At 71.2% G+C, this 24,878-nt stretch carries 25 protein-coding genes; 15 read left to right on the top strand and 10 right to left on the bottom strand.

Annotated elements, in window-relative coordinates; translation table 11 throughout:
- Positions 1-595: 595 nt before the first annotated feature.
- A complete protein-coding gene (locus OIC96_RS03475) occupies positions 596-1,285 on the top strand; it encodes a DUF4386 family protein (RefSeq protein WP_330309363.1) in 690 nt (229 codons plus the stop codon).
- Positions 1,286-1,349: 64 nt separating this feature from the next.
- Here the strand turns inward: OIC96_RS03475 and OIC96_RS03470 are convergent, their stop codons facing one another.
- Positions 1,350-1,793: a nitroreductase family deazaflavin-dependent oxidoreductase gene (locus tag OIC96_RS03470; protein WP_330309364.1), complete on the bottom strand. Its 444-nt coding sequence runs from the start codon at positions 1,791-1,793 to the stop codon at positions 1,350-1,352.
- A 164-nt stretch (positions 1,794-1,957) separates the two neighbouring features.
- Here OIC96_RS03470 and OIC96_RS03465 point away from each other — a divergent pair, with 164 nt between their 5' ends.
- The 3 genes from OIC96_RS03465 to OIC96_RS49800 all read left to right on the top strand — a co-directional run bounded on the left by OIC96_RS03465 (position 1,958) and on the right by OIC96_RS49800 (position 5,626).
- Positions 1,958-2,410: a nuclear transport factor 2 family protein gene (locus tag OIC96_RS03465; protein ID WP_330309365.1), complete on the top strand. Its 453-nt coding sequence runs from the start codon at positions 1,958-1,960 to the stop codon at positions 2,408-2,410.
- A gap of 147 nt (positions 2,411-2,557) precedes the next feature.
- Entirely contained in the window at positions 2,558-5,224 is a 2,667-nt protein-coding gene (locus OIC96_RS03460; RefSeq protein ID WP_330309366.1) for an NACHT domain-containing protein, read from the top strand.
- Positions 5,225-5,287: 63 nt separating this feature from the next.
- Entirely contained in the window at positions 5,288-5,626 is a 339-nt protein-coding gene (locus OIC96_RS49800) for an IS3 family transposase (protein WP_406502301.1), read from the top strand.
- On the opposite strand, the gene OIC96_RS03450 is transcribed toward OIC96_RS49800, so the two are convergent.
- Together OIC96_RS03450 and OIC96_RS03445 are read right to left on the bottom strand one after the other, a co-directional pair.
- A complete protein-coding gene (locus OIC96_RS03450) occupies positions 5,518-5,979 on the bottom strand; it encodes a carboxymuconolactone decarboxylase family protein (protein ID WP_330309367.1) in 462 nt (153 codons plus the stop codon). The genes OIC96_RS49800 and OIC96_RS03450 overlap by 109 nt on opposite strands.
- Before the next feature lie 133 nt (positions 5,980-6,112).
- Positions 6,113-6,745: a LysE family transporter gene (locus OIC96_RS03445; protein ID WP_330309368.1), complete on the bottom strand. Its 633-nt coding sequence runs from the start codon at positions 6,743-6,745 to the stop codon at positions 6,113-6,115.
- 403 nt (positions 6,746-7,148) lie between these two features.
- Between OIC96_RS03445 and OIC96_RS03440 the strand changes: the two genes are divergently transcribed.
- The gene (locus OIC96_RS03440) at positions 7,149-8,366 is read left to right on the top strand and encodes a cytochrome P450 (RefSeq protein ID WP_330309369.1); all 1,218 of its coding nucleotides are present in this window, start codon (positions 7,149-7,151) and stop codon (positions 8,364-8,366) included.
- Positions 8,367-8,384: 18 nt separating this feature from the next.
- Positions 8,385-8,579: a ferredoxin gene (locus OIC96_RS03435; RefSeq protein WP_330310398.1), complete on the top strand. Its 195-nt coding sequence runs from the start codon at positions 8,385-8,387 to the stop codon at positions 8,577-8,579.
- Between the two features lie 59 nt (positions 8,580-8,638).
- Here OIC96_RS03435 and OIC96_RS03430 read toward each other — a convergent pair whose 3' ends face one another.
- Positions 8,639-9,241, bottom strand: a complete 603-nt coding sequence (locus OIC96_RS03430) for a TetR/AcrR family transcriptional regulator (protein WP_330309370.1) — start codon at positions 9,239-9,241, stop codon at positions 8,639-8,641.
- A gap of 105 nt (positions 9,242-9,346) precedes the next feature.
- Here OIC96_RS03430 and OIC96_RS03425 point away from each other — a divergent pair, with 105 nt between their 5' ends.
- Together OIC96_RS03425 and OIC96_RS03420 are read left to right on the top strand one after the other, a co-directional pair.
- On the top strand, positions 9,347-9,805 hold the full coding sequence (locus OIC96_RS03425) for a nuclear transport factor 2 family protein (protein ID WP_330309371.1): 459 nt from the start codon (positions 9,347-9,349) through the stop codon (positions 9,803-9,805).
- Between the two features lie 29 nt (positions 9,806-9,834).
- Positions 9,835-10,368 carry a flavoprotein gene (locus OIC96_RS03420; protein ID WP_330309372.1) on the top strand — a complete coding sequence of 178 codons (534 nt, stop codon included), beginning with the start codon at positions 9,835-9,837 and terminating at the stop codon, positions 10,366-10,368.
- A 21-nt stretch (positions 10,369-10,389) separates the two neighbouring features.
- On the opposite strand, the gene OIC96_RS03415 is transcribed toward OIC96_RS03420, so the two are convergent.
- Positions 10,390-12,132, bottom strand: a complete 1,743-nt coding sequence (locus tag OIC96_RS03415; RefSeq protein ID WP_406502210.1) for a phospholipid carrier-dependent glycosyltransferase — start codon at positions 12,130-12,132, stop codon at positions 10,390-10,392.
- 137 nt (positions 12,133-12,269) lie between these two features.
- The gene (locus OIC96_RS03410; protein ID WP_330309373.1) at positions 12,270-12,737 is read right to left on the bottom strand and encodes a DUF5990 family protein; all 468 of its coding nucleotides are present in this window, start codon (positions 12,735-12,737) and stop codon (positions 12,270-12,272) included.
- Positions 12,738-12,956: 219 nt separating this feature from the next.
- Here OIC96_RS03410 and OIC96_RS03405 point away from each other — a divergent pair, with 219 nt between their 5' ends.
- The 4 genes from OIC96_RS03405 to OIC96_RS03390 all read left to right on the top strand — a co-directional run bounded on the left by OIC96_RS03405 (position 12,957) and on the right by OIC96_RS03390 (position 16,982).
- Positions 12,957-13,892: an ABC transporter ATP-binding protein gene (locus tag OIC96_RS03405; RefSeq protein WP_330309374.1), complete on the top strand. Its 936-nt coding sequence runs from the start codon at positions 12,957-12,959 to the stop codon at positions 13,890-13,892.
- Entirely contained in the window at positions 13,889-14,737 is an 849-nt protein-coding gene (locus OIC96_RS03400) for an ABC transporter permease (RefSeq protein WP_330309375.1), read from the top strand. The genes OIC96_RS03405 and OIC96_RS03400 overlap by 4 nt, the downstream gene beginning before the upstream one ends.
- A gap of 212 nt (positions 14,738-14,949) precedes the next feature.
- Positions 14,950-16,308, top strand: coding sequence for a sensor histidine kinase (locus OIC96_RS03395; RefSeq protein WP_330309376.1), 1,359 nt, complete (start codon positions 14,950-14,952; stop codon positions 16,306-16,308).
- Positions 16,305-16,982 (top strand): response regulator transcription factor, encoded by a 678-nt coding sequence (locus OIC96_RS03390; protein WP_330309377.1) that lies wholly within the window; start codon positions 16,305-16,307, stop codon positions 16,980-16,982. Before OIC96_RS03395 ends, OIC96_RS03390 begins: the two co-directional genes overlap by 4 nt.
- A gap of 39 nt (positions 16,983-17,021) precedes the next feature.
- Here OIC96_RS03390 and OIC96_RS03385 read toward each other — a convergent pair whose 3' ends face one another.
- Positions 17,022-17,495 carry a carboxymuconolactone decarboxylase family protein gene (locus OIC96_RS03385; protein WP_330309378.1) on the bottom strand — a complete coding sequence of 158 codons (474 nt, stop codon included), beginning with the start codon at positions 17,493-17,495 and terminating at the stop codon, positions 17,022-17,024.
- Between the two features lie 178 nt (positions 17,496-17,673).
- On the opposite strand from OIC96_RS03385, the gene OIC96_RS03380 reads away from it, so the two are divergent.
- On the top strand, positions 17,674-18,201 hold the full coding sequence (locus tag OIC96_RS03380) for a GNAT family N-acetyltransferase (protein ID WP_330309379.1): 528 nt from the start codon (positions 17,674-17,676) through the stop codon (positions 18,199-18,201).
- 155 nt (positions 18,202-18,356) lie between these two features.
- On the opposite strand, the gene OIC96_RS03375 is transcribed toward OIC96_RS03380, so the two are convergent.
- Positions 18,357-19,253 carry an endo alpha-1,4 polygalactosaminidase gene (locus tag OIC96_RS03375; RefSeq protein ID WP_330309380.1) on the bottom strand — a complete coding sequence of 299 codons (897 nt, stop codon included), beginning with the start codon at positions 19,251-19,253 and terminating at the stop codon, positions 18,357-18,359.
- 279 nt (positions 19,254-19,532) lie between these two features.
- Between OIC96_RS03375 and OIC96_RS03370 the strand changes: the two genes are divergently transcribed.
- Positions 19,533-20,444 carry an alpha/beta fold hydrolase gene (locus tag OIC96_RS03370; RefSeq protein WP_330309381.1) on the top strand — a complete coding sequence of 304 codons (912 nt, stop codon included), beginning with the start codon at positions 19,533-19,535 and terminating at the stop codon, positions 20,442-20,444.
- A gap of 4 nt (positions 20,445-20,448) precedes the next feature.
- Here the strand turns inward: OIC96_RS03370 and OIC96_RS03365 are convergent, their stop codons facing one another.
- A complete protein-coding gene (locus OIC96_RS03365; RefSeq protein WP_330309382.1) occupies positions 20,449-21,264 on the bottom strand; it encodes a phytanoyl-CoA dioxygenase family protein in 816 nt (271 codons plus the stop codon).
- 63 nt (positions 21,265-21,327) lie between these two features.
- Between OIC96_RS03365 and OIC96_RS03360 the strand changes: the two genes are divergently transcribed.
- Positions 21,328-22,269 (top strand): helix-turn-helix domain-containing protein, encoded by a 942-nt coding sequence (locus OIC96_RS03360; protein ID WP_330309383.1) that lies wholly within the window; start codon positions 21,328-21,330, stop codon positions 22,267-22,269.
- 127 nt (positions 22,270-22,396) lie between these two features.
- Here the strand turns inward: OIC96_RS03360 and OIC96_RS03355 are convergent, their stop codons facing one another.
- Entirely contained in the window at positions 22,397-24,772 is a 2,376-nt protein-coding gene (locus tag OIC96_RS03355) for a SpoIIE family protein phosphatase (protein ID WP_330309384.1), read from the bottom strand.
- Positions 24,773-24,878 lie beyond the last annotated feature (106 nt).

The following is a 24,878-nucleotide window of genomic DNA, read 5'->3' as shown; positions in this document are numbered from 1 at the left end:
CCCGCCCAACTGTCCCCGATTCCCGCTGTCTTCACGCCGTGAGACAGGCCAGCACCGCCAGTACCCGCCGATTGTGTTCCTCGCCCGTCGCGAGGCCCAGCTTCGCCATGATCGAGCCGACGTGAGTCTCCACGGTGCGCTCGGTGAGCCACAGCCGCCGGGCAGCAGGCGCGAGCGGTCGACGCTCACATAGGCGTAGGTGTCACTGAGCATGATCAGCGGCGGTACCAGGCCGATGAGCGTGAGCAGGAAGCCGACGGGGTTGGTGGGGCGGCGGCCGGAGACGAACAGGCCCAGCCCGGTGGAGAAGGCCCCCGCCACAGCCGCGCCGACGACCGTGAGAACGTCTCCGACGGCGGGGCCGGGGTCGAGGAACAGCAGCGCGCAGCCCCCTGCGGCCACGATCGCCGTCGACGACGCGGTGACCAGGGAGAGTCGGCGAGGCCAGGCCATGCGCTCACGGTAGGACCGGAGGGCGGGCGTCGGTATCCGTACTGACACGCAGGATCTCCCAGTGCCAGCCCTGATGTGCCACCAACTCCTGGCGCGCGACAGTGCGGTGACGCCCCATCACGTCACACGTCGGGAGACCGCCATGACCGCCCACACCACCACCCCCGAGCGCCCCACGTACACCCTGCCCTCGCCCCGCCTGCGGCCGTTCGCCACGGGCGCCCTCGTCGCGGTCGTCATCGGACAGGTGATGAACTTCCTGCTGACCTGGCTGGCGCCGGGCGGTGATCCCAGCAACGGCAACTCCTACGACAAGGTCGCCGACAACCGTGGCTCCTTCTGGGCGCTCTACGCCTACGGTGGCGTGGGCATCGCCGTGTTCACGGTCGGGCTCGCGATCGCCGTCTGCGTCCTGGTGCGTGAACGCGGCGCCGTACTCGCCCGGATCGGCGCCGCGGTGGCGGTGCTCTCGGGCGCGTTCCTCGCCGCGGGACTCGCCGCGATCGCCGTCGTCTACTCGTACGCGACCGACACCGCGGCCCTGGACGAGACGGCCGGACGCGCTTTCGTGCACTACGTCAACGACCACGACGGCCGTGTCATGGGCCTGGTCGGCCCCGGCGCACTGGCCACCATCCTGGCGACACTGCTCATCGCCGTGGCTTTGCTGCGCTCGCGGGTGATCCCGTGGTGGATCTCCGCCCTGTTCCTCGTCGGCGGACCGCTGGGCTTCGTCTTCGCGTCGGGGACCTCGGGAGCGGTGGCGGCGCTGCCGGGCGCGGTGTCGGCGATCCTCATCGCCGGACAGGCGTGGCGGCAGACGGCCGCCTGACCAGGGGGAGTGGCCCGTACCGGCGCGGGGGGGCCGGTACGGGCCACAGCCGTGTGCGCGCCCGTCAGCCGGTCGGCTCCAGCACGAAGACGGGGATCTCCCGGTCGGTCTTCGTCTGGTAGTCGGCGTACGGGGGATACGCGGCGACCGCGCGCTCCCACCACTGGGCCTTCTCGTCACCGGTGATCTCGCGGGCCGTGAACTCCCGCCGCTCGGGGCCGTCCTGGAGCTCCACGCGGGGATCGGACTTGACGTTGTGGTACCAGACCGGGTGCTTGGGGGCGCCGCCCAGCGAGGCGACCGCCGCATAGCTTCCGTCGTGCTCGACGCGCATCAACGGGGTCTTGCGGATCTTGCCGCTCTTGGCGCCCCGGGTCGTGAGAATGATGACGGGGAGACCCGTGTCCATCAATGTCGTGCCCTTGGTGCCACCGGAGCTCTCGTACAGCTCCACCTGCTCCCGCACCCACTGCGTCGGGCTGGGTTCGTACTCGCCCTGAAGAGGCATGACTTCCGTCCCATCGTCGCGTCGTACCGATGTTGTCCCGGCACGATTCAACACCAGTGCGGACGCGAATCTTCCGCACCATTACCTCGCGTGTAATCGCGTCCGGCCCACGTGTGCGGCACGGTGGAGCCGTTCCCGCACCGAGACGACAAAGGGGCCGCTCCATGTCCGTAGTCACCGACCACGCCTCGACGACACGTGCCGTGGTCGAGGAGTTGTTACGCCGGATGGGGGAGGGCGATCCCCCACGGATCGCCGAGCTGTACGCGGAGCGGGGCGACTGGAAACTGAGCTGGCCGGAGGACGAGCACGGGCGCGCGGACACACCGTGGATCCGCCACCGGTCCACGCGGGCCGACATCGCGGACCACTACCGCGCACTGGCCGAGCATCATGTGCCAGGCCGGGCGGCCACCGAGATCGAACGGATCCTTGTCGACGGCGCCGAGGCGGTCGTACTCGGCGAGATCCGCCAGACGGCCGGGGCGACCGGACGCGCCTATCGCGCCCGGTTCGCCCTGCACCTCACGGTCGAGAACGGCCTGGTCGTACGGCACCACGTGTACGAGGACAGCCTCGCCGTGGCCCGTGCCTTCGAGCCCGATCCCGAGTCCTAGTACTCCAGCAGGGAGGCGGTGAAGGCCTGTTGGAGACGTTGACAGGCCCAGGCGGCCCGCCACCACAGGCTGCAACTTGTCACTCGTACGTGGGGCGAAGCCACTGTTCGGGCGCACTTCCCCTTCCTGCCGCTGGAAAATCCGGCCATGCGGACTGGTTGGCGGACACGACGGGTCGGCGTGCTCTATCTCCTACTGTCGATCGGCGGCATGGCCGGGGCGTTGGGCATGGCCGTCCGTTTCGACCTGCGGGTGGCCGAAACGGTGGCGGCTCTGCTTCCGTCCCTGGGCGGCATGTACTTGTCCTGGGCGACGTTCGGGGCCGATCGGCGGGAGGCGGCCGAGGGTTTCGGCGTGGCAGGGGTCGCCGACCGGCTGGCGGTGGCCGTGCGGCGCCAGTGGGAGTCCGAGGCCCGGGTGCGGCGGCTGAACGACCCCTATCCGCTGCCGGTCTCCTGGCAGGCGGCCGACGCGCGGTTCGGAGAGTCGTGGTCCCTACTGCGGGAGATGGCCAGGCACTGGCCGGACGGACGGTCGGCTCCTCGCTCCGCCGAGGTCACCGAGTCTGCCGGCCTGGCCGGGACCGGCGGGGAGATCGCCGAGGTGTTCCTGGAGCGTGTGCCGACACGCCGCCTCGTGGTCCTGGGCGGACCGGGCAGCGGGAAGACGATGCTGCTGATCCGCCTGTTGCTGGCCCTGGTCGCCGAACGGGCGGAGGGCGGCTCCGTTCCGGTGCTGTTCCCTCTGGCTTCGTGGAATCCTGCGGAACAGACGCTGGAATCCTGGATGGCGGAACAGCTCGCGCGTGACTACAGCGGTCTGGGCGACCCGGGAACGGGGCCCGCCGATCGCACCGGGCGGGTCAGCCACGCCCGGGCACTGCTGGAGCACCGGCTGATCCTGCCGATCCTGGACGGATTCGACGAGATCCCGGCACCGTACCGCGCCGTGGCGCTGGACGCGATCAACGCCGCCCTGCCGCCGGGGCAGCCGCTGGTGCTGTCCAGCCGGGTGACGGAGTACGGGGACACGCTGTCCCCGGCCCACGGGGTACCGGTCAAGCTCAGTGGCGCCGCCGCTGTGGAACTACACCCCTTGAGAGCGCCGGACATCGCCGACTACCTGGAGCGGGACGCCGGCGGCCAGGACGCGGCGGCCGCCCGCTGGGAGCCGGTGATCCGCCTGCTCGGCACCGATGCCCCGGTGGCACGCGCGCTGACCACACCGTTGATGCTCTTCCTGGCCCGGACGGTGTACAACCCCCGGCCGGAAGAACGAGCCGGCGTCCTCCCCAAGCCTGCGGACCTGTGCGATCCGACCCGCTTCCCCGACGCCGCGGCCGTCCGGGCCCATCTCTTCGACGCGTACGTGCCCGCCGCCTACCGGCCCCATCCCCGCTACCCGTGCCGCTGGTCCCCCCAGCAGGCCGAGCGCGCCCTGCGGTATCTGGCGCGACACCTGCAGCACACCCTGGGCGGTACCACCGACCTGGTCTGGTGGCAGTTGCGCCGCGCGTTGCCGTCGCGCGTGGCCCAGGTGGTGACGGGGACTGTCCTCGGTGTCGTGGCCTGGGCCGCCGCCACCGTGGTGGGCAGACTCACGGCACTGCTCGCCGGTCTCGACTCCGGGTGGCTGACCGGCCCGCCCGCAGCCATCGTCGCGGGCCTGGCCGGAGGGATCGCGGGCGGCATCGGCTGTGGCCTTGTCGCAGGCGTGACCGGGGGCATCGCCGAGGGGCTGACCCACGTGTTCACCACCGGGCAGCCGGAATGGCTGGCGACCACGACGGCCAACGGTCTCGCCTACGGCTTCGCCGGCGGAATCGTTGGTGCGCTGTCCAGCAGACTCGCGGTCCGGCAGCCCGGGACGGCCTCGGGGCACCGGCAAGGCTGGGCCTGGGACTGGCGCATGTGCGCCCTCGGTTTCACCACCGGAGCCACCCTCTGGTTCCCGTACCGCCTCAACTACGGCCCGATGGCCGCGGCCGTCGGTGCCCTCGCCAACGGAACGGTCTACGCACTGGCCGGCGGAGCCACCGGCGCCCGGGCAAGCAGCCTGTCCGCACACCGCCCGCGCGCCATCCCGACCGTCCGCACGCGGTGGGCCTGGGACTGGCGGGGTTTCTCGACGGGCCTCGCCAGCGGCTCCGGCATCGGCGTCACCCACTGGGCCGTCCTCAGGATCCAGTCGCTCCTCACCGGCATGCCCTCCTACACCATCGCCACCATGCTCTCCTTCTCATGCGCCATCGGGCTCGCCGTCGGAATCGCCCATGGCCTCACGGGCAAACCGGCCGATCTCGCCACCTCGGTAGGACCGGTCGCCCTCCTGGAGCAGGACCGAAGGATCTTCCGCAGACTGTGGATCGTCGTCGGCCTCGCGATCGGCGCCGCGTTCCTTCTCTGCTACGGCCTCGAATATGGCGCGCAGGGCGGGCTCTCCTACGGTCTGGGCCGCGGGACCACGGACGGGCAGGCGATCTCGATGGGCCCGCCCCACATCCTCGACCGCTCCCTGGCCTACGGACTCACCGTCGGCCTCGCCGCGGCGCTCAGTCACAACGCCTGGTGGTGCTACACCCTCACCCGCCACCACCTGGCGACGCGCCGACAGCTTCCCCGGGACCTGACCGCCTTCCTCATCGACGCCCATGAACGACGCGGCGTATTGCGCCAAGTAGGAGCAGTCCACCAGTTCCGCCACATCGACCTGCAGCACCATCTCGCCGCCGCAGGGCCCTCTCAGGAGTCCGGAGACCCGCTCCCGCGACTGCCCCGGCCACGGATCCCGCTGTCGCCGACACGCAGACGCTGAGCGGATGACGCTTCCGGCCGCGCCGGCCCAGGCCCGGAACCCGGTGGAGGCCGAGCGGCCCGGATACGTCACGTGCACCAGGACTCGGACGGCGCCTACGGCGTCCCGCAGATCACCGCCGAACTCCGCGACGACGGCCGGGCGGTGAACCACCAGCGCGTCGCCCGCGTCGTGCGGACCATCGGGCTCACCGGAGTGCGCCTGCGCCGCAGGCATCGGACGACGGTCCCGGCCCCGTCCGTCAGCCCGAGTTCCAGCCCTGGTCCCGGGCCGACTCCGAGCAGGCGCCCGGCTCACCCCCAGGTGGCCCCCGCCGGCTCCTTGATCGTCGCGTTGAGACGGTTGAAGAAGTTCGTCGTCGCGATCCAGAGGATGAGCGCGGCGAGTTGCTGCTCGTCGTAGTGGTCCGCGACCTCGTCCCACAGCTCGTCGGAGACCGCGTCGCCGGAACGATCGTTCAGCCGGGTCATCTCCTCGGCCAGCGCCAGCGCGGCCCGTTCGGCGTCCGAGTAGTACGGCGCCTCGCGCCAGGCCGCGACGGACCACAGGCGCTCGTCCGTCACACCCGCCTTCTTCCCGCCCCGGCCACCGGCGTCGACACAGGCGCTGCACCCGTTGATCTGGCTGGCCCGCAGATGCACGAGCTCCAGGGTCTGCTGGGGGACACCGCCCTTGGAGGTGGCCTTGTACAGACCCTGGATGGCCTCCATGGCGCCAGGAAGGATCATCGCCGGGTTCTTCATCCGTGCCTGCATGACGTTCTCCTCAAGAGTTCGCTGCGCTTGCTGCGCTGTCATTGCACTGACGGAGCCCGGCGGGGGAATGTGACAGGCCCGGCGAAGAAAGTTCGAGGAAAGATGGCAGGGGGCCTCTCCGCCCTCGTCACCCTCATTGCGGGCCCATCAGCATCCGTACGGCCAGCGCCGTGATCACGACGCTCGACGCGAGCGCCGTCATCAGTCGTCCCCGACGCCCCGTCAGGGTCCGGCCGAGCAGCGCGCCGCCCCCGGCGAGCAGGAGTTGCCAGCTCGCGGACGCGGCGAACGCGGCGAGGACGAACACGCCTTGCTCCAGGGGGCGCACCGCCTCGGCGGTACGGCTGCCGAGCACCAGCGCCGCGAAGTAGATCACCGTGGTGGGGTTGAGCAGGGTGATCCCCAGCAGTGCCAGATAGGCGCGCGCCGGGCGAGGCGGATCCTCGCCGGAGCGGGCGGTGAGCCGTCGCCCGCGGTACTGGCGGCACGCGGTGACCGCGCCGCGGATCGCCAGCGCGGCCAGCACCAGTCCCGACGCCAAGCGCAGCGGGAGCAGTATCGGCTGCAGCACGGCCGCGAGCGCGGAACCGCCGAGCGCGGCGACCAGGGCGTAGAGCCCGTCGGCGGTCGCCACGCCCAGCGCGGCGCATGCGCCGATCCGCAGGGATGTACGAGCGGTGAGGGAGACGAGGTAGGTCGCGACCGCTCCGACGGGCATGGCGATGCCATAGCCCGCGAGAAGCCCCGCGACGAGCGCGGCGGTCACGACCGGCGAAGCGTAGGCCTCCGCGGTCGGCCGGGCTGCTGCTGGACCCGCACCGGACGAGCGGCGGCGGAGGTCGGCGGCAGGAAGGCTTCGATCGTGGACATGGGCAGATCCTGGGGCCACCGGATCTGCCCACGCAAGCCAATTACCCAGGGGCCGCTCCGGAAGAGATCAGGCCATGCGTGCGTCCCCGGGACCGTGACACGGACGGGAAACCCGAGGAGAGCGGCGTCGGTCCCCGCACGCTTCGGCCAGATCACGCGTCCGGCGCATCTGGCCGAACTTCGCGTGGCCGTGTAGATGCCCGGGGCATCTAATGAAGATCGGCAAGAGGGAACCATCGCTTTGCGAGGTCACCATGACAGAACCCCCCATGACAGAACCCCCCATGACAGAACCCGCCATGACAGAGCCCGCCGCGACAGACCATGTCACGACAGGGCCGATCGCCTTCCCCCAGGACCGTACGTGTCCCTACCACCCGCCCACCGCCTACGATCCGTTGCGCGAGGCGCGCCCGCTCTCGCGGATCTCCCTGTTCGACGGGCGCGGCGTGTGGGTGGTCACCGGCCACACCACCGCCCGTGAACTCCTCTCCGACCCGCGGTTGTCGTCGGACCGCACCCGGCCCGCGTTCCCGTCGCCCACGGAGCGGTTCGCCGCGGCCCGCAACCGCCGTGTCGCGCTGCTCGGCCTCGACGACCCCGAGCACCACACCCAACGCCGCATGCTGGTCCCGAGCTTCACCCTCAAACGGACCGCCGCGCTGCGCCCGCGCATCCAGGAGACCGTCGACCGGCTCCTCGACCGGATGGCGGCGCAGGGCCCGCCGGCCGAGCTGGTCAACGCCTTCGCGCTGCCCGTGCCCTCCATGGTGATCTGCGCCCTGCTCGGCGTCCCGTACACCGACCACGACTTCTTCGAGGAACAGTCCCGCAGACTGCTGCGCGGTCCTGCCGCGGCCGACATCGAGAACGCACGCGACCAACTGGACACGTACTTCGAGTCGTTGATCGACCGCAAGCAGAAGGATCCCGGGGACGGACTCCTCGACGAGCTCATCCACGATCAGCTGCGCGAGGGGACGGTGGACCGTCAGGAACTGATCTCGCTGGCGACGATCCTGCTCGTCGCCGGGCACGAGACGACGGCGAACATGATCTCGCTCGGCACCTTCACCCTGCTGAGGCATCCGGAGCAGCTGGCCGAACTGCGGGCCGATCCGACGCTGATGCCCGCCGCCGTCGAGGAGTTGCTGCGCTTCCTCTCCATCGCCGACGGGCTGCTGCGCGTGGCCACCGAGGACATCGAGGTGGCCGGGAAGACCATCCGCGCCGACGAGGGCGTCGTCTTCTCCACCTCCGTCATCAACCGCGACGAGCACACCTTCGCAGAACCGGACGCCCTGGACTGGCACCGCCCGGCCCGCCATCACGTGGCGTTCGGCTTCGGCATCCACCAGTGCCTCGGCCAGAACCTCGCCCGGGCCGAGATGGAGATCGCGCTGCTGTCGCTCTTCGACCGGTTCCCCGGGCTGCGGCTCGCCGCACCGGTGGACGCCATCCCGTTCAAACCCGGCGACACGATCCAGGGGATGCTGGAACTCCCCGTGACCTGGTAAGAGGCTGCGGGCATGAACATCGACATCTCCATCGACAAGGACGTCTGCATCGGCGCGGGCCAGTGTGCCCTCGCCGCCCCGGGCGTCTTCACCCAGGACGACGACGGATTCAGCGAGGTGCTGCCGGGCCGCGAGGACGGCGGCGGCGACGCGATGGTGCGGGAGGCGGCACGGGCCTGTCCGGTCGGCGCCATCACGGTGTCCGGGACCTGAAAGAGGATCACTTCTCGACGACGGCGAGGTCGAGTCGGCGCAGGCGTGCGGGTCGGCGATCACCCTTTACGCCGTGACCCGCTCGTCCTCGCCCTCGACATCAGTACCCGCGCCGCGTCGGCCGCCTGGCCGGCGGTCTCCGTGCTCCGCGTGATGCCCGCGGTGACCATGGCGCCCTCGGCGAGCAGATACAGCTGGTCCGCGAGGGGGGACGGAAGCCCGGCGTCGGCCACGAGGCCTCTCAGGTAGTCCTTGAACGCCTCTTTGTGCGCCGTGACCTGGGCAGTGACGACGGGCGAGGTGGTGCCGAGTTCCCCGTACGAGTTGATCCAGGCGCAGCCCCGGAAGCCGGGCTCCGCGAACCACTGCCCGAGCCAGTCGAAGACCGCCAGGATCCGCTCCTCGGGTTCCCCGTGCCGGTCGACGTGCTCGGCCAGCCGCTGCCGCCACCGGACATCGCGCCGCTCCAGATACGCCTCGACGAGCCGCTCCTTGGCGGGGAACAGCTGGTAGAGCCGTTTGAGCGACACCCCTGACGCGCCGCGGATGTCGTCCATGCCGACGGTCTGGATGCCGCGGCCGTAGAACAGCTCCTCCGCGGCGTCGAGCGCCTGTTCCCGGGCGAGGGTGAGGGCCTGGTCCCGGGCGGTCGTGCTGTCCATGCGGGGGACTCCTTGACGTGAGAACGGTCGTTCTCTACGTTAGCAGTCATGACGGAGAACGCTCGTTCTCTACTGCTTCGAGATCGTCGAGCCCGAGGAATCGCCATGACCGACCGTCCGCCCCTGCCCCCGTTCACCCGTGAGACCGCCGCCCAGAAGGTCCAGGCCGCCGAGGACGCCTGGAACACCCGCGATCCCCACAAGGTCTCGCTCGCCTACTCCGAGGACTCCGTCTGGCGCAACCGGGACACCTTCGTCACCGGCCGCGCCCAGATCGTGGAGCTCCTCACGGCGAAGTGGGCACGCGAGCGGGAGTACGCCCTGCGCAAGGACCTCTGGGCCTTCGACGGCAACCGCATCGCCGTCCGCTTCCAGTACGAGTCGCTCGACGCCGACGGCCAGTGGTGGCGGTCGTACGGCAATGAGCTGTGGGAGTTCGACGAGCACGGTCTGATGACGCGTCGGGAGGCCAGTATCAATGACGTACGGATCGAGGAGAAGGAGCGGCGGATCTTCGGCCCGCGGCCTGAGCCGGAGCGCGGGGACTCCTTCCCGGTGCGGTAGAAGTCCCGTGTGTTCATTAGGGTTTCCGGGTGAGTGAACACGCCGAGAAGCCCTTCCTCTACGTCGTCGTCTGCGCGGCCGGCATCGCTGAGGACATCAGCAAACTGATCACCGCGGCCCAGGAGCGGAACTGGGAGGTCGGTGTCATCGCCACCCCCCAGGGCCTCGGCTTCATCGACGCGACGGCCGTCGAGGCGCAGACCGGACGCCCCATCCGGTCCGCCTGGCGGTCCCCGGGCGACCCGCGCCCCTTCCCGGCCCCCGACGCGGTGGCCGTCGCACCGGCCACCTTCAACACCGTCAACAAATGGGCGGCCGGCATATCCGACACCCTCGCCCTGGGAACGCTGTGCGAGGCGTACGGCCTCGGTGTCCCGATCGCCGTACTGCCCTGCGTGAACGAGGCGTTGGCGACCCACCCCGCCTACCACGCGAGCATCGAGCGGCTGAGCGGGATGGGCGTCCGGTTCGGTGACCCGTACTCCGGGGAGCCGCAACAGGACGGCGGGCGACGGGAGTTCCACTGGGAACGGGTGCTGGACCTGCTCACCCCCGGCACGTGAGGGCAGAAACCCCTCGGGCGGTCACCGACGGTAGATCGTGATCGAGTGGCCGACCTCGTCGATCGGCCGGCTGGTGGCGAGCAGCGCCGCCAGCCGGCCGTCGGCCTTGGCGACCGAGGTGTCGGACACGACGAGCAGCCCGTGCACCTCGCCCGGTGGCGCCTCGCGGGGATCGGCCGCGTCGATCCCGTAGTACGACGGCACACCGGCGCCCTTGTAGACGAGCCAGACCTTCTCGTGCGGGTAACGCCGGTCCAGACGGTCGGCGAGCCGCCCCAGGTCCTGGCCCCAGTCGACGTTCGAGTCGTGCAGCCGCAGATGGGTCTTCGACGGGCCGCCGAACGCCTCGTTGGAGTACGGCAGGTAGTACGGGTACGCGAGCAGCGAACTCACGGCGACGAACAGGACCAGCGCCGCCGTGGCGATGTGCGCCCACCGCCGTCGGAAGGCGACGACACCGGCAGCGGCGACCGAGAGGAACACCGGTATGAACAGCGCGTAGCGCACCCCCAGATCGCGGGAGCCGTTCATGGCCGCGGCCAGCAGCAGAGCCGGGGGGAGCAGGAGGTACGGGGCGGCGGGCCGCAGCCGGGGTATGGAGACCATCGCGACGGCACCGGCGAGCCACAGCGCCGCCATGCCGAGCGGCGTCTTCACCAGCAGCGCGGCCGGCAGGTAGTACCAGAGCCCACCGTGATAGAGCCGGCCGAACAGAAAGCCCTGCCACGTCGCGTTCTCGAAGCCGAACTGGACGCGCATCCCGTCCCGGTACGGCTGCGGGAAGGGCAGCCGGTCGACGAGCAGCCCGCGCAGCCCATGGACGGCCGGGAGGTGTGCGGGAGCCGTCCAGCGCAGCTGGGGGTCGACGGCGAAGTAGGTGGCCCACACCACGGCGAGCGCCACCAGCGCCATACCGGTCGCGCCGGCCGCGGCGAGCCCGAGGAGCCGCGCCTTCGCGGATGCGCCGAGGGCCTGTGCTTCCGCGGACGTGCCGAGGGGCCGTGTCCCCGCGGGCGTGCGGAGGCCCCGCGCATGCCAGACCGACGCCACCGCCAGGAGCAACAGCACCGGAACGGCCGGCAGCGTACTCATCTTCGTGGCCACCGCCGCCCCGAGCGCGGCCCCGGCGAGCGGGAGATGGAGGAGCGGTCGGCGCCGGGCCCGCCACAGCAGCCACACCGACGTCAGCAGGAAACCCGACGCCGGCACGTCGAGCGTGGCCAGCGAGCCGTGTGCGATGACGTCGGGCGAGAACGCGTACAGGGCGAGTGCCACCAACCCGCCCGCGGGGCCGACGAGTTCACGGGCGAACGCGAGGACGACCAGGCCGAACAGCAGCGTCAGCACGATCACCGGCAGCCGTGCCCACCACATCACCCGCCAGGGATCGTTGCCCGACTCGTACAGCACCCGCCGGCCGAGCGCCGTCTGATCACCCTTGAAGCCGGCGTCCAGATGCGGATGGGCGAACACCAGCCCGCTCGCGATGATCAGCTTGCCCAGCGGCGGATGCTCGGGGTTGTAGCGCAGGCTGTGCTGCTGGACGTAGACCACCGCCGTGCCCACGTACACGGGTTCGTCGATCGTCGGCGTCTGCTCCACGGCCGTCGTGACCATCGCGACCGCCATCTCGGCGAGCAGCGCGACCACCGCAACCACGAACAGCCACCGCCGGTGCCGCCGAAGCCACTCGAATCGCCTCGGCGGCTCCGCGCTGCTCACCGGCACGCGGTCCACGTGCCTGCTGGCTATGAAGGTCGGCATGCCCTTTGTTACGTCCGTTCCGTACGAGCCTGCTCAACCGGGTGATACCCGGCTTCGGGCACCGGAATCACGACAGGGGAGCCATGAGTATGCACCGCAGCCACAGGCCCGCGACCGTGAGAGCCGCGACGTCCGCCCTAGTCGCCCGCCTCGGCGGTCCAGGTGATCCGCGGGGGCTCCACCCGCGCGCACAGAGGTGTACCGCCGGTGTCGGTCAGGCCGAGGCGTCCGACCAGCAGGCCGTCGCGGGCGGCCGCGGCGAGTACCTCGGCGGGGATCGTGTCGAGCATCAGCTTGGCGCGGCGGAACATCGTGAAGACGCCCGACTCGTCGACCGTCCCCCACGACAGGTAGATGAACCGGCGGCCCAGACGGTTCTGCACGTAGGGGCCCGTCACGTCGGTGCCGGTCGGCGAGGTGGTCGCGGTGCAGTCCAGGGTCCAGGTCGCGGACTCGGCGTCGCCGGGGTGCGGTTCCAGGACCTCGGCCGGACGGTCGCGGCGTTGTACGGCGACATGGATGTTGCCGTACGTGGCGAAGGCGGCGTCGGCGGGGGCCGGGCAGGTGGAACCGGGCAGGTCTACGGCGTCGATACGGATGCGCATAGCGGCCATCATCCGGTAACGAGCACAAGGCCCGTCGCGTGGTCGGACGGCCTCACGCGGCCGGCGATGTCATCCGACGCGGATGACTCCGTCGTACCGAAGTACTACGGCCCTCCCCTCAGTGACCTCCCGGGTACCACGGATCCCGGTTCGCGGGCCCTTAGCGTGGCGGGTGAGCAGCCAGGCGGGTTCCGGCCCCCCGAGCACGAGGGAAGAGCGATGATCGAGGCACAACAGCTGACGAAGCGGTACGGGGAGAAGACGGCGGTCGACCGGCTCGACTTCGTCGTCAAGCCCGGCACGGTCACCGGCTTTCTCGGCCCCAACGGCGCGGGCAAGTCCACCACCATGCGCATGATCGTCGGACTCGACGCACCGTCCGGCGGCAGCGTGACGGTCAACGGCAAGCACTACGCCCAGCACACCGCGCCGCTCCAGGAGGTCGGTGCGCTGCTGGAGGCCAAGTCGATCCACCCGGGCCGTTCCGCGTTCGACCACCTGATGGCGCAGGCCTACACCCACGGCATTCCGCGCCGCCGGGTGGAGGAGGTCATCGAGCTGACCGGGCTGCAGTCCGTGGCCAAGAAGCGCGCGGGCGCCTTCTCCCTCGGCATGGGCCAGCGCCTTGGCATCGCCGCGGCACTCCTCGGCGACCCGGCCACCATCATGCTCGACGAGCCGGTCAACGGGCTGGACCCCGAGGGCGTCCTGTGGATCCGCAACCTGCTGACCGGGCTCGCCGCGGACGGACGTACGGTCTTCGTCTCCTCCCACCTGATGAGCGAGATGGCGCTGGTCGCCGACCACCTGATCATCGTTGGACGCGGCCGCCTGCTGGCCGACACCACCGTGCAGGATCTGGTCCGGCAGGCCGGCGGAGACACCGTGACCGTGGCGTCCGACCAGTCGGCCCGCCTGCGCGAGGTGCTGGCCGGCCCCGGCGTGGAGATCACCGGTGAGGTCGGCTCCGAGGAACTGCACGTGACGGGTCTGTCCGCGCGGGCCATCGGCCTCAAGGCCGCCGAGCACGGCATCCCCCTGTTCGAGCTCAGCTCCCGGACCGTCTCCCTGGAGCAGGCCTTCATGGACCTGACCCGCGACGCCGTCGAGTACCACGCCACCGCCACCATCGAGGCCCCTGGGAGGGCGGCATGAGCACCGTCACCGTCACCGACAGCCCCGCGCCCGCACCCGTGCGGGCGGCACGTCCGGAGTACAAGGTCACCGGGCGTCGGGTGCTGCGCTCCGAGTGGGCGAAGCTGTGGTCGCTTCGCTCCACCTGGATCACCCTCGGTCTGGGGCTGCTGTTCCTGATCGCGTTCGGCGTGATCGCCGCCGCGCACTACAAGTCCGAGCTCAACTCCGGTCATCCGCTGCGTCCGGACGACGCCTCGGCCACCGCGCTGAGCCTGTCCGTGTTCGGCACGAACTTCGCGCAACTGGCGCTCGGCGTCCTGGGCGTGCTGGTCACCGCCGGTGAGTACTCGACCGGCATGATCCGCTCGACGCTGGCCGCCGTCCCGCGCCGCCTTCCGGTGCTGTGGTCCAAGGCGGGGGTGTTCGGCCTGGTCGCCCTCGTCGTCTCCACCATCGGCGTCTTCGTCGCGTTCCTGATCGCCGGCGGCATCGTCTCCGGTACCCCCGCGGCCCTCTCGCTCTCCCACTCCGGCGTCGTCCGCAGCCTGCTGGGCGCGGGCCTCTACCTGGGTCTGGTCGGCGTGATCGGCACCGCCCTGGGCGCGCTGCTCCGCTCGGTCGCCGGCGGCATCTCGGTCCTGGTCGCCTCGCTGATGCTGATCCCCGGCCTGATCTCGCTGCTGCCCAGCTCGTGGCAGGACAACATCAGCCCGTACCTGCCCAGCAACGCGGGCGAGTCGATGTTCGCGCTGACCCACGACTCGACGGCCCTGTCGCCCACCGCCGGGCTCCTGGTCTTCCTCGGCTGGACCGTGCTCGCGCTGGCGGGCGCCGCCTACCGCCTCGTACGCACCGACGCCTGACGACCGAGGCCTGGCGGCTGAGGCCTGACGCCCGACCCTGACGCCGGCTTCCTCGCGACCGGCGCGGCACCCGACCGGGTCACCGGACCGGGTGCCGCGCCGGTCGGACCGCGTTCCGGGCCACCACGGACACGGGGAGGGACACGCGTACGGGGACGCGGCCGGACACACAATGGACAGGTGACACCCATGAGCGCGAACCAGTGACCCCCATGAGCATCGACGACACCGCCCACCGGACGGCACTCTCCGAGCCGCCCTTCGCGGAGGCGGACCTCCCGTGGAATCATCCCCTGGCCCGTCGGCTGTCCCGGCTCGGCCGACGGCTCAAGCAGGGCGACCGGAACCACCCGTGGATTCTGGACGCGGGGGTGATCGCGGTCGTGGCGCTGATGTTCTGCGTGCCGGACCTGGTGCACGACGGCAACCGCGACCGGCGTGGCTTCGACCTCCAGCTCACCCACCTGCCCTGGCCGGGAACCGTCGCGCTCCAGGCCGGACTGGTACTGCCCCTGCTGTGGCGGCGCAGAAGGCCGTCCCTCGCCTTCGCCGTGATCGCCGTCGTGTTCTTCGTTCAGCTGGCTCTGGGAGTCTGGCTGCGCGCCGACGTCGCCCTGCTGATCGCCCTCTACAGCCTGGTGCTGCACGGACAGCTCCGGCGACTGCCCGTGGCCTGCGCCGTCGTCGCCGCCGCCCTGGGGCTGGCCGCCGTCCGGCTGGCACCCGAAGTGCACGTCCTGGACGCGCTGTTCTTCCTGTTCAGCACCATCATCGCGGCGGTCGCGCTCGGTCTGGCGGTACGGATCCGGCGCGCCCAGCTCGCCGTCCTGCGCGACCGCGCGACCCGCCTGGAGATCGAACGCGACCAGCGCAGCAAGCTGGCCGCCGCCGCCGAACGCACCCGGGTGGCCCGCGAGATGCACGACATCGTCGGCCACAACCTCTCCGTCATCATCACGCTCGCCGACGGTGGCGCGTACGCGAGCGACCACTCCCCGGAACGCGGCAAACAGGCCCTGCTGCTCATCGGTGACACCGGGCGCCAGGCGCTGGGCGAACTGCGCCGCATGCTCGGCGTCCTGCGCGAGCAGACCCAGACCCCCACCGCGCCCCAGCTCAGCCCCCAGCCGGGCATCGAGGACATCGACGCCCTGTGCGCCCGGATCCGGGCCGCCGGCCCCCAGGTCGTCTACCGCACCGGCGGCGAACTGGACACCTTGGACCGCGGTGTCCAGCTGACCGTCTACCGCATCGCCCAGGAGGCCCTCACCAACGCCCTCAAGCACGCGGGCCACGACACCCGCGTCGAACTCGCGGTGAGCGTCAAGGACACGCGGCTGCACATCGACGTCCACGACACCGGCCGGGGCGGCGGTACCGTCCGTCCCGGGCCGCCCCAAGAGGAAGGACACGGACTCGCCGGCATGAGAGAACGCGCAGCCCTCTACAACGGCACCGTCACGGCGGGACCCGCCCCCGGCGGAGGCTGGACAGTGCGGGCCACCCTCGACCTCACCCCCCTGGCCGGGACCGACCTCACCCCACCGGCCGCCACGGGCGGTGCGGTGTGACCACTGTGCTCATCGTGGACGACCAGCCACTGCAACGCCTCGGCTTCCGGATGCTCCTGGAGAGCACCCCCGACACCGAAGTCGTCGGCGAGGCCGCCCAGGGCGGGGACGCCGTCCGCAAGGCCGCCGAACTCCGCCCGGACGTGATCCTCATGGACGTACGGATGCCCGGCATGGACGGCATCGAGGCCACCCGCCGCGTCGTCGCCTCCGGCGGCCGCTCCCGCGTTCTCATCCTGACCACGTTCGACCTGGACGAGTACGCCCACGCGGCACTGCGCGCGGGAGCCAGCGGATTCCTGCTCAAGGACGCCCACCCCGAGGAACTCCTGGCCGGTATCCGCGCGGTCGCGGCGGGCGACGCCGTGATCGCCCCCGCGCTGACCCGCCGCCTCCTCGACACCTACGCCAGGCACCTGCCCCACGAGTCGTCGAGCCGAAAGGCGGCGGACGACCCCCGAGTGCGCGCCCTCACCGAACGGGAGTACGAGATCTTCGTCGCCATCGGCCAGGGCTGGAGCAACAGTGAGATCGCCGAGCGCCTGGTCGTGGCGGAATCCACCGTGAAGACCCACGTCGGCCGCGTCCTGGCGAAGGTGGGAGTCCGCGACCGCGTCCAGGCGGTCATCCTCGCCTACGACCTCGGACTCGCCCACCCGAACCCGCCCGACTAGGCGACAGGGACGCCCGTGCACCCGGCCAGGCGCTCCCGGTCATGCGAACTGGCCGGGCCGGTAGTCGCCGGCGGGCTGCTGGATGATGACGTTCCCGCGGTTGAAGGCGTTGATGAGGGCGATGGTGCACACCAGGGCGGCGAGCTGCTCCTCGTCGTAGTGCTTGGCGGCATTCGCCCAGACCTCGTCCGTGACGCCGCCGGCCGCGTCGGCGATGCGGGTGCCCTGCTCCGTCAGCTCCAGGGCGGCGCGCTCCGCCTCGGTGAACACCGTGGCCTCCCGCCAGGCCGCGACCAGGTTCAGGCGCGTGGACGTCTCCCCCGCGGCCGCGGCGTCCTTCGTGTGCATGTCGGTGCAGAAACCGCAGCCGTTGATCTGGCTGGCGCGGAGCTTCACCAGTTCCTGCGTCGCGGCCGGCAGCGTCGAGTCCGCGAGCACCTTGCCCGCGGCGACGAGGTGCTTCCCGAACTTGGCCGCGACCGGGCTGGCGAAAACGTTCAGCCGAGCTTCCATGGTGCACTCCTGTGTCGTTGTCGGCGGTTACACCTCCTTGGACGGAACAGCTCCCGCGAGTTGTGACATCGGCCAATGTGATGCGCGTCTCCCCATCGCACCGAGACCCGGGTAGCAGAGGCCTGCGTGCGCGATAAATGCGTTGGTCCCTCTCGCGGGCCCTGGCCATACTGCCGCCATGGATCCCGTGACCCTGGAGACCGCCCGCCTCCTGCTCAGGCCGTTCAGCCCCTCCGACGCGGAGGCGGTGCACGCGGCCTGCCAGGACGCCGACATCCAGTACTACACGCCCGCGCCCACACCGTTCCGGCGCGAGGACGCCGAGAAGTACGTCGCGGAGACCGGGCCCCAGGGCTGGGCCACGGACCGTGACTACATCCTGGGTGCCTTCCGCGCGGACAGTGGCGCCCTGGTCGGTTCCTTCTGCCTGACCAAGCTCTCCCAGGGCGTCTACGAACTCGGCTACTGGGCAGCCAAGGAGCAGCGTGGCCGCGGATATTCCGCGGAGGCCGCGCGGACGCTGTGCGACTGGGGGTTCGCCACGCTCGGGGCCCACCGGATCGAGTGGTGGGCGATGGCCGGGAACGCGGCCTCCCGCGCTCTCGCCGAGAAGCTCGGCTTCACCCTCGAAGGAACCCTCCGCAATCGCAGCCTCGTCAACGGCCAACCCCACGACTGGTGGGTGGGCGGGCTCCTGAAGCCCTGATCCGCCCGGTCAGGGTTTCTCGTGTCGGGGCGCTTCCACCGCCGTGCGCGGCGCTCAACAGCAGGGGCCACTGCCACAGGCGGTGAGAAGCGGGACGGAGGCAGCACCGACGAGCAGACCGCGGCGCGCGATCGTGGACGTCATCCGGCCTCCCGTCAGCGGGTCCTGCGGACGTAGTCCGCGCTGCCGGGCGTCGACACCAGCACATCCCGGCGCACGATGCTCAGCCGGCCCCCGAAGGCCGAACGGGCCTTGCGCAGACCGCTGTCGGTGTACTCGATGACGACCACCCGGTCGTGGAACGCCTTCGCGTACGTCCCGCACTCGTCGTACTCGCCGCACTCTTCCGCCACCGCGAAATCGAGCCCGGTGCGGGCCCTGAGCCCCGCCAGCTCCACGGTGTTCTTCTGCCCGATGGCCAGATGCCGGGCGTGCGCGTGCGCCGAGAGCAGGGTGATGAACGCGGTGGCGTCGTCGGCGGTCAGCAGATGCCGCGAGCGCGTGTAGCTGTCGTAGTTGTCCGGCTCGATCGCGTCGAAGCCCTTGTCGGCACAGCCGTCGATCCAGCGGTTGACCCGCGCGGCCACTCGCTTGCGCTTGGCAGGCGTCCGGATGTCCAGCAGCGCCTCGCCCCAGTCCTCGTCGACGACGACCTTGCCGTGCGCGTCCCGCAGCAGCAGATCGGCCGGCCACTGCTTCCGCTCGTCCGGCTGCGTCTGGAAGGCGTTGACGTAACAGATGTTGTAGAGGCCGGGCGCGGGGGACGCCGCACGGTCGCGGCTGACGATGCGGACGCCGGCGGGCGGGGGATAGGCGCCGCCGATCTGGTAGTCGAAGCCCGCGTGGAGCGGGGGGAGTTCGACGGCCGTCGCGGTCGCGCCCGGTTTCGGCGTGGGCTTCGATGAGGTGGCCGGCGCTGTGGAGGACACCGGCGGGTTGTGCGGCGAGGTCCCCGTGTCCTTCCCCGCACCGCAGCCGACCAGCGTCAGGAGACTCGCCAGGACAGCGGCTGTCCCCGGACCTCCGACGCCGGAAACACGCTTGGCCGGCATGTCCGCTCCATCAATCGCGAGTACGTCCCCGCCTCGGACGCTTCCCGCGATCCTGGCGACTTTGGCCGGACTTGAACCTGGTCCGTTACCGGCTGGGCGCACCTCTGCGTGCCGGGTCGCACCACGGCACGGCAGGATCAAATCGTGCGGGCACACCCACGTCAAGGGCCGAAATCGACGATGTGGGCATATAGAGGGAAATCGGTCCTTCGGGAGCCACGTCGGCGCCGACGAACGCGTGGTCCGGCTCGCGGGGCATCTCGGCTCTACTGTCAGGACATGACCGGAGACCGCATCGCACTCGCCGTACACGACCACGGGGGCGACGGACCGCCCCTGCTGCTGCTCCACGGCGCGAGGCGCACCCTCGCCGACTGGGCCGCCGTCGCCCCGCTCCTCGTACCCCGTCACCGGGTACTCGCCGTGGACCTCCGCGGACACGGTCTCTCACCCTCCGGCACCTGGGACTTCCACCACGTGCTCGGCGACATCGAGGCGGTCCTGGAGGAGTACGGCATCCCCGGCGCCCTTCCTGTGGGCCACTCCCTCGGCGGGATGATCGCCGCGCGGTACGCGGTGGAGCACTGGGACGTCACGCCGGGCGCGGTGAACCTCGACGGATTCGGGTGGGGCCGCCCCGACCAGTATGTGGGCCTGGATCCGGTGTACGTCGAGGAACGGCTCACCGGGGTACGGAAGGCGGCGGCGTCGGTGTCGGGCGAGCGGCTTCCCACCGACGGGCTGAGGGAACTGCTCGCCCGGCAGCGTGCGATGTCCGAAGAACTGGGCATCCCCTACGAGCTGTTGGAGGCGGCCGCCCTGCGTTCCGTGCGCGAGGGGCCGGACGGCCGGCTGGAGGTGAGGCCGGAGCGCGAGTTCGCCCTGGAGATGCTGGACGCGGTCGACTCGCTGGACCTCTTCGCGCTCTTCCGCCAGGTGCCCGTACCGCTGCTGCTGGGGCGCGCGCTGCGGCCGGAGCGGTCGGTCCCGGGCATGGAGTGGTTCGACGAACTGATGACGGCGTACGCGAAGGGGCTGGCCCGGGATCTCGCCGAACTGGCCGAGCAGCGTGCCGATGTGACGGTCGCCGGGATCGACGGCACCCACGCGATGCTGCTGGAGAACCCCAGGGCGGTCGCCGACGCGATCCTCGCGTTCACCTCCGAGACGATCCCCGGGTTCCCCACATGACCGGTCAGTGGGGACTACTCGCCGCGAACTCCGTGCCGCACGGCCCCGCGCCCGCACTCTCGGGCAGGGCGACGGGTTCGCCGCTCATCGTCAGCGTCCGGTAGAAGCCGCCGATGCGCTGTGTGGAGCGGCCGACGTAGTGGCCGATGAAGGAGCGGCGGAAGCGGCCGGTACTGCGGTTGGGGCCGGAGCCGTGCACCAGGCTGCCGTTGAAGAAGAGGACGTCGCCCGGTGCCATGTCGACGGGTACGGCGGCGAGGCCGGGCGGCGGCGGGACGTACTCGCGCGCGAAGGACAGCGCCGCGTCCGCCTCCTCCGGGCAGAACAGGTCCATGCGGTGCGTGCCCGGCACGACCTCCAGGCCGCCGTTCTCGCGGTCGATCGCGTCGCAGGCGATCCAGGCGGCCACGCACGTGCCCGGTTCGACCCGCAGATAGAAGTTGTCCTGGTGCAGCGCCTGGCCGCGGGCCCCGGGCGGCTTGAAGTAGAACATGCTCTGCGCGGCCAGGACGTCCTCGCCCAGCAGGACTTCCAGGACGTCCCGCAGCCGGGGATCGAGAAGGAGGCGCAGGAACAGGGCGTTGATGCGGTGCGGATGCATGACGCGGGGGTGGGCGTGCAGTGGATCGGCCGGGCCGCCGGTCTCCGTGGCGCGGGGTTCGAAGTGCCCCGGGACCGGACCGGCGGCGCGCAGCGCCGTGAACTGAGCGCACAGCTCGTCGATCTCGGCGGCGGCGAACAGGCCGCGCACCACCACGAAGCCGTTCTCCTCGAACTCGCCCCCGAGGTTCCTCGGCCCGCTCCTGTCCGTCACTGTCATGCGACCACCCCTTCTCACCGGTGTCCAGGTGCCTCACGCTAGGCCGATGCGCCTTTCGGGAGGATGCCTGTGCGTGCTGAGGAGTTGTCCGAGCCTGCTGATCCGTCCCCGCCGCCAGGCCTGGTGACCATCGGCCGCTTCGACCAACGGCCCGGTTACCGCGTCAACCGGCCGCGCGGGGCGGACAGCTGGCTGTTCACGTGGACCACGGGCGGACAGGGACGGATCACGCAAGGAGCGACACGGACGGTGGCCGACGCGGGCGACCTGGTGGTCCTCGGGCCCGGTGTGCCGCACCGCTACTCCGTCGAACCGGGCGCAGGGCACTGGGCGTTCTGGTGGGTGCACTGCCAGGCACGGGCGGCCTGGTCGGCGTGGCTGCGGCCGTACGCTCTCGATGACGGGGTGTACGCCGTCGGACCGGAGCGGAGCAAGGAACGTACCGCCCGGAGCCAGGAACGTACCGAGGCCGCCTTCCGCCGTATGCTGGCCGACGCCCGCTGGACCGCGGACGGCCCGCCGCCCGCCCCCGAAGAGCCCGTCGGCGGCGAGGTCGCGGTCGCGCACGGTACCGCCGCGAGGGAGCTGACCCTCTGCTCCCTGGAGGAGATCGTGCTGCTCGCCACCGCCCGGGCCGAGCGGCCCCGGACCGGCCTCGACGCGCGCATCCGACGGGCCGAGTCCCTGATCGCCGCCGACCCTGCCGCGCCGCACACCGTACGGTCGCTCGCCGAGGCCGTCTCCCTCTCACCGTCCCGCTTCGCCCACCTCTTCACCGAGCAGCTCGGCCGCTCCCCGATGCGCGCCCTGCGAGACGCCCGGCTGCTGCACGCGGCCCGGCTCCTGGAAGCCACCGAACTCCCGGTGGAGCGGGTGGCCGCCGCGTCCGGCTTCGCCAGTGCCTTCCACTTCAACCGGGTCTTCCGCCGGCGGTACGGCACACCGCCGGGCGCGTACCGGACCAGAACCGCTGACGGTGCGGGGGAGACGGCGGCAAGGCCGTGATGTCCGGTGCCGCTTCGGGCCAGCCCAGCAGCACCGGGCAGGGCACGTGGGCCACGTGAGCAGCGCGGGCGGACTGCTGCCGTGGGGGAGCATCAGACGTCGCGCCGGCCGCCCCCCCCCGAGGCCGTCAGTCCTCCCCGATCAGCGTCAGCTCCGCCCAGATCGTCTTGCCGTCGGGCGTGTGCCGGCTGCCCCAGCGCTGGGTGAGCTGGGCGACGAGGAGCAGCCCGCGGCCGCCCTCGTCATAGATCTTCGCCCGGCGTAGATGCGGGGCGGTGTGGCTGCTGTCGGAGACCTCGCAGATGAGGGTGGCGTCGTCGTGGATGAGGCGCAGCCGGATGGGTGCCTCGCCGTACCGGATGGCGTTGGTGACCAGTTCGCTCACGACGAGTTCGGCCGTGAACGTCGCCTCGCTCAGACCCCAGTTGTCCAGCTGCTCGTCCACCTGCTTGCGTATCGGCGCGACGAGGGCGGGGTCGGCGGGAATGTCCCAGGTGGCCACCTGGGAGCGGGGCAGGCCGTGGGTGCGGGCGAGCAGCAGGGCCACATCGTCCTGGGCGCCGCCCACCGGAAGCAGCGCCTGCAGGATCGCATGACACGCCCATTCCAGGGAATGGGACGACTGCTCCAGGGCTCGGGACAGCAGTTGGTGGCCGACGTCGAGCTCCCGCCCGCGGCTCTCGATCAGCCCGTTGGTGTACAGGGCCAGCACCGTGCCCTCGCGCAGCTCGAGTTCCACCGACTCGAACGGTAGTCCGCCCAGGCCGAGCGGCGGTCCGGCCGGGAGCTCGAGCTGCCGGGGCGGACCGTCCGGAGGGGCGATGAAGGGAGGCGGATGCCCTGCGCGCGCGAGGGTGCAGCGCCGGGAGAGAGGGTCGTACACCGCGTACAGGCAGGTGGCGCCGACCTCACCGGTGGTGCCTCCGGCCCCGGCCTCCTCCGACAGCCGCACGACGAGGTCGTCGAGGTGGGTGAGCAGCTCGTCCGGGGCCAGGTCGATGTCGGCGAGGGTGCGGACGGCGGTGCGCAGCCGCCCCATGGTCGCCGAGGCCTGGATGCCGTGGCCGACGACGTCGCCGACGACCATGGCGACCCGCAGCCCGGACAGCGGGATCACGTCGAACCAGTCGCCGCCCACCCCGGCCCGCGCCGCGGGAAGATACCGCGAGGCCGCGTCCACGGCCGCCGTCCGGGGCAGCGACTGGGGGAGCAGACTGCGCTGCAGGGCCAGTGCGGTCTGGCGCTCGCGGGAGAAGCGGCGGGCGTTGTCGATGCAGACGGCAGCCCGGGCGGTGACCTCCTCGGCGAGCAGGACGTCGTCGGGGGTGAAGGGGCCGGGCTGTCGGAACCGGGTGAGCACCGCCACGCCCAGAGTCTGGCCCCGGGCCCGGATGGGCACCGACATGGTGGCGTGGATGCCGAGCTTCGCGACGCGCTCGCGTCGGCGTTCGTCCCAGGTCAGCCACTCCTCCATCGTGTTGTTCGCGTCCGGCACCACGATCGTCCGACCGGCGATCAGGGAATCGCCCTGCGGTGAGGCGGCGGGGTAGACGTCGACCTCGCCGAGTATGACGACCGCTTCGGGGGAGCCCGGATTCACCGATCGATGGGCTGCGCGGCGGAGTGTGACCGGGGCGGTCGGCAGCTCGGAGTCCGGCTCGCCCCCGTGCTCCGGCGGATCGAGCAGGTCGACGCTGACGAAATCGGCGACTGCGGGCACGAAGACGTCTGCGAGCTCCTGCGCCGTCCGGGTGACGTCGAGGGTGCTGCCGATGCGGACGCTGGCCTCGTTGACCAGTTGCAGCCGCTCCCGGGCCCGGTACTGCTCGGTGAAGTCGTGCGCGGCCAGGCACACGCCCCGCACCCGTCCGTCGGCGTCGGTCAGCGGGGCGATCCGTGACATCCAGGCGTGCGCGCGGTCCTCGCCGCCTGTGCGCGTGTACGTCTCCACGTCGCGCCCCTCGCCGGAGACGAGCACGCCGCGCATGTGCTCCTCAAGCTCTTCGCTCGTCCGCTTGCCGCCGATCTCGGAGATCCGCAGGCCCCGGATACGGTCCTCGGGGAGACCGATGACCTCGGCCATCGCGTCGTTGATCCCGTACAGCCGCAGCCGTTCGTCGTAGATGGCCATCGCGCAGGGTGACTGGGTGAGCACCGCCCTGATCAGCGGGTCGTCCGGTGGGCGTGGTTCCTCTCCCTCCAGCGGGGTGACCACGAGCCATCCGCCTTCCGATTGTCTGCGATGGGCGAGCAGCCACACGGACAGGACGCGTCCGTCACGGTGGCGCAGGGGGAGCACTCCGTCCCAGCGGTTACCGGTGGGCCCGGTCGGCGCCGTGGCGCCCGCGCGGTCCAGCAGGTCAGCGGCGGGGCGGCCCTCGACCTCCTGCGGCGCGTACCCCAGCAGTCGGTGGGCCCCCTCGCTCCAGCGGACCAGGGTGCCGTTCTCGTCGATGACTGCCCGTGCCGTGGCGGCCTCTTCGACGGGGTGGACCGGGCTCATCGTCGCCACTCCATTGCGCACAGTCACCGTGAACAAACCGCTTCACTCTGGTTCCAGCCTAGTGCGTGGGCGCCCTCCGCACCCCGGAACACGGACGGCCGACGCG

It is taken from the genome of Streptomyces sp. NBC_00775, assembly GCF_036347135.1.
Lineage (GTDB): Bacteria > Actinomycetota > Actinomycetes > Streptomycetales > Streptomycetaceae > Streptomyces > Streptomyces lutosisoli.
The sequence above is the reverse complement of the archived record's forward strand: the minus strand, read 5'-3'. Positions and strand labels throughout refer to the sequence as shown.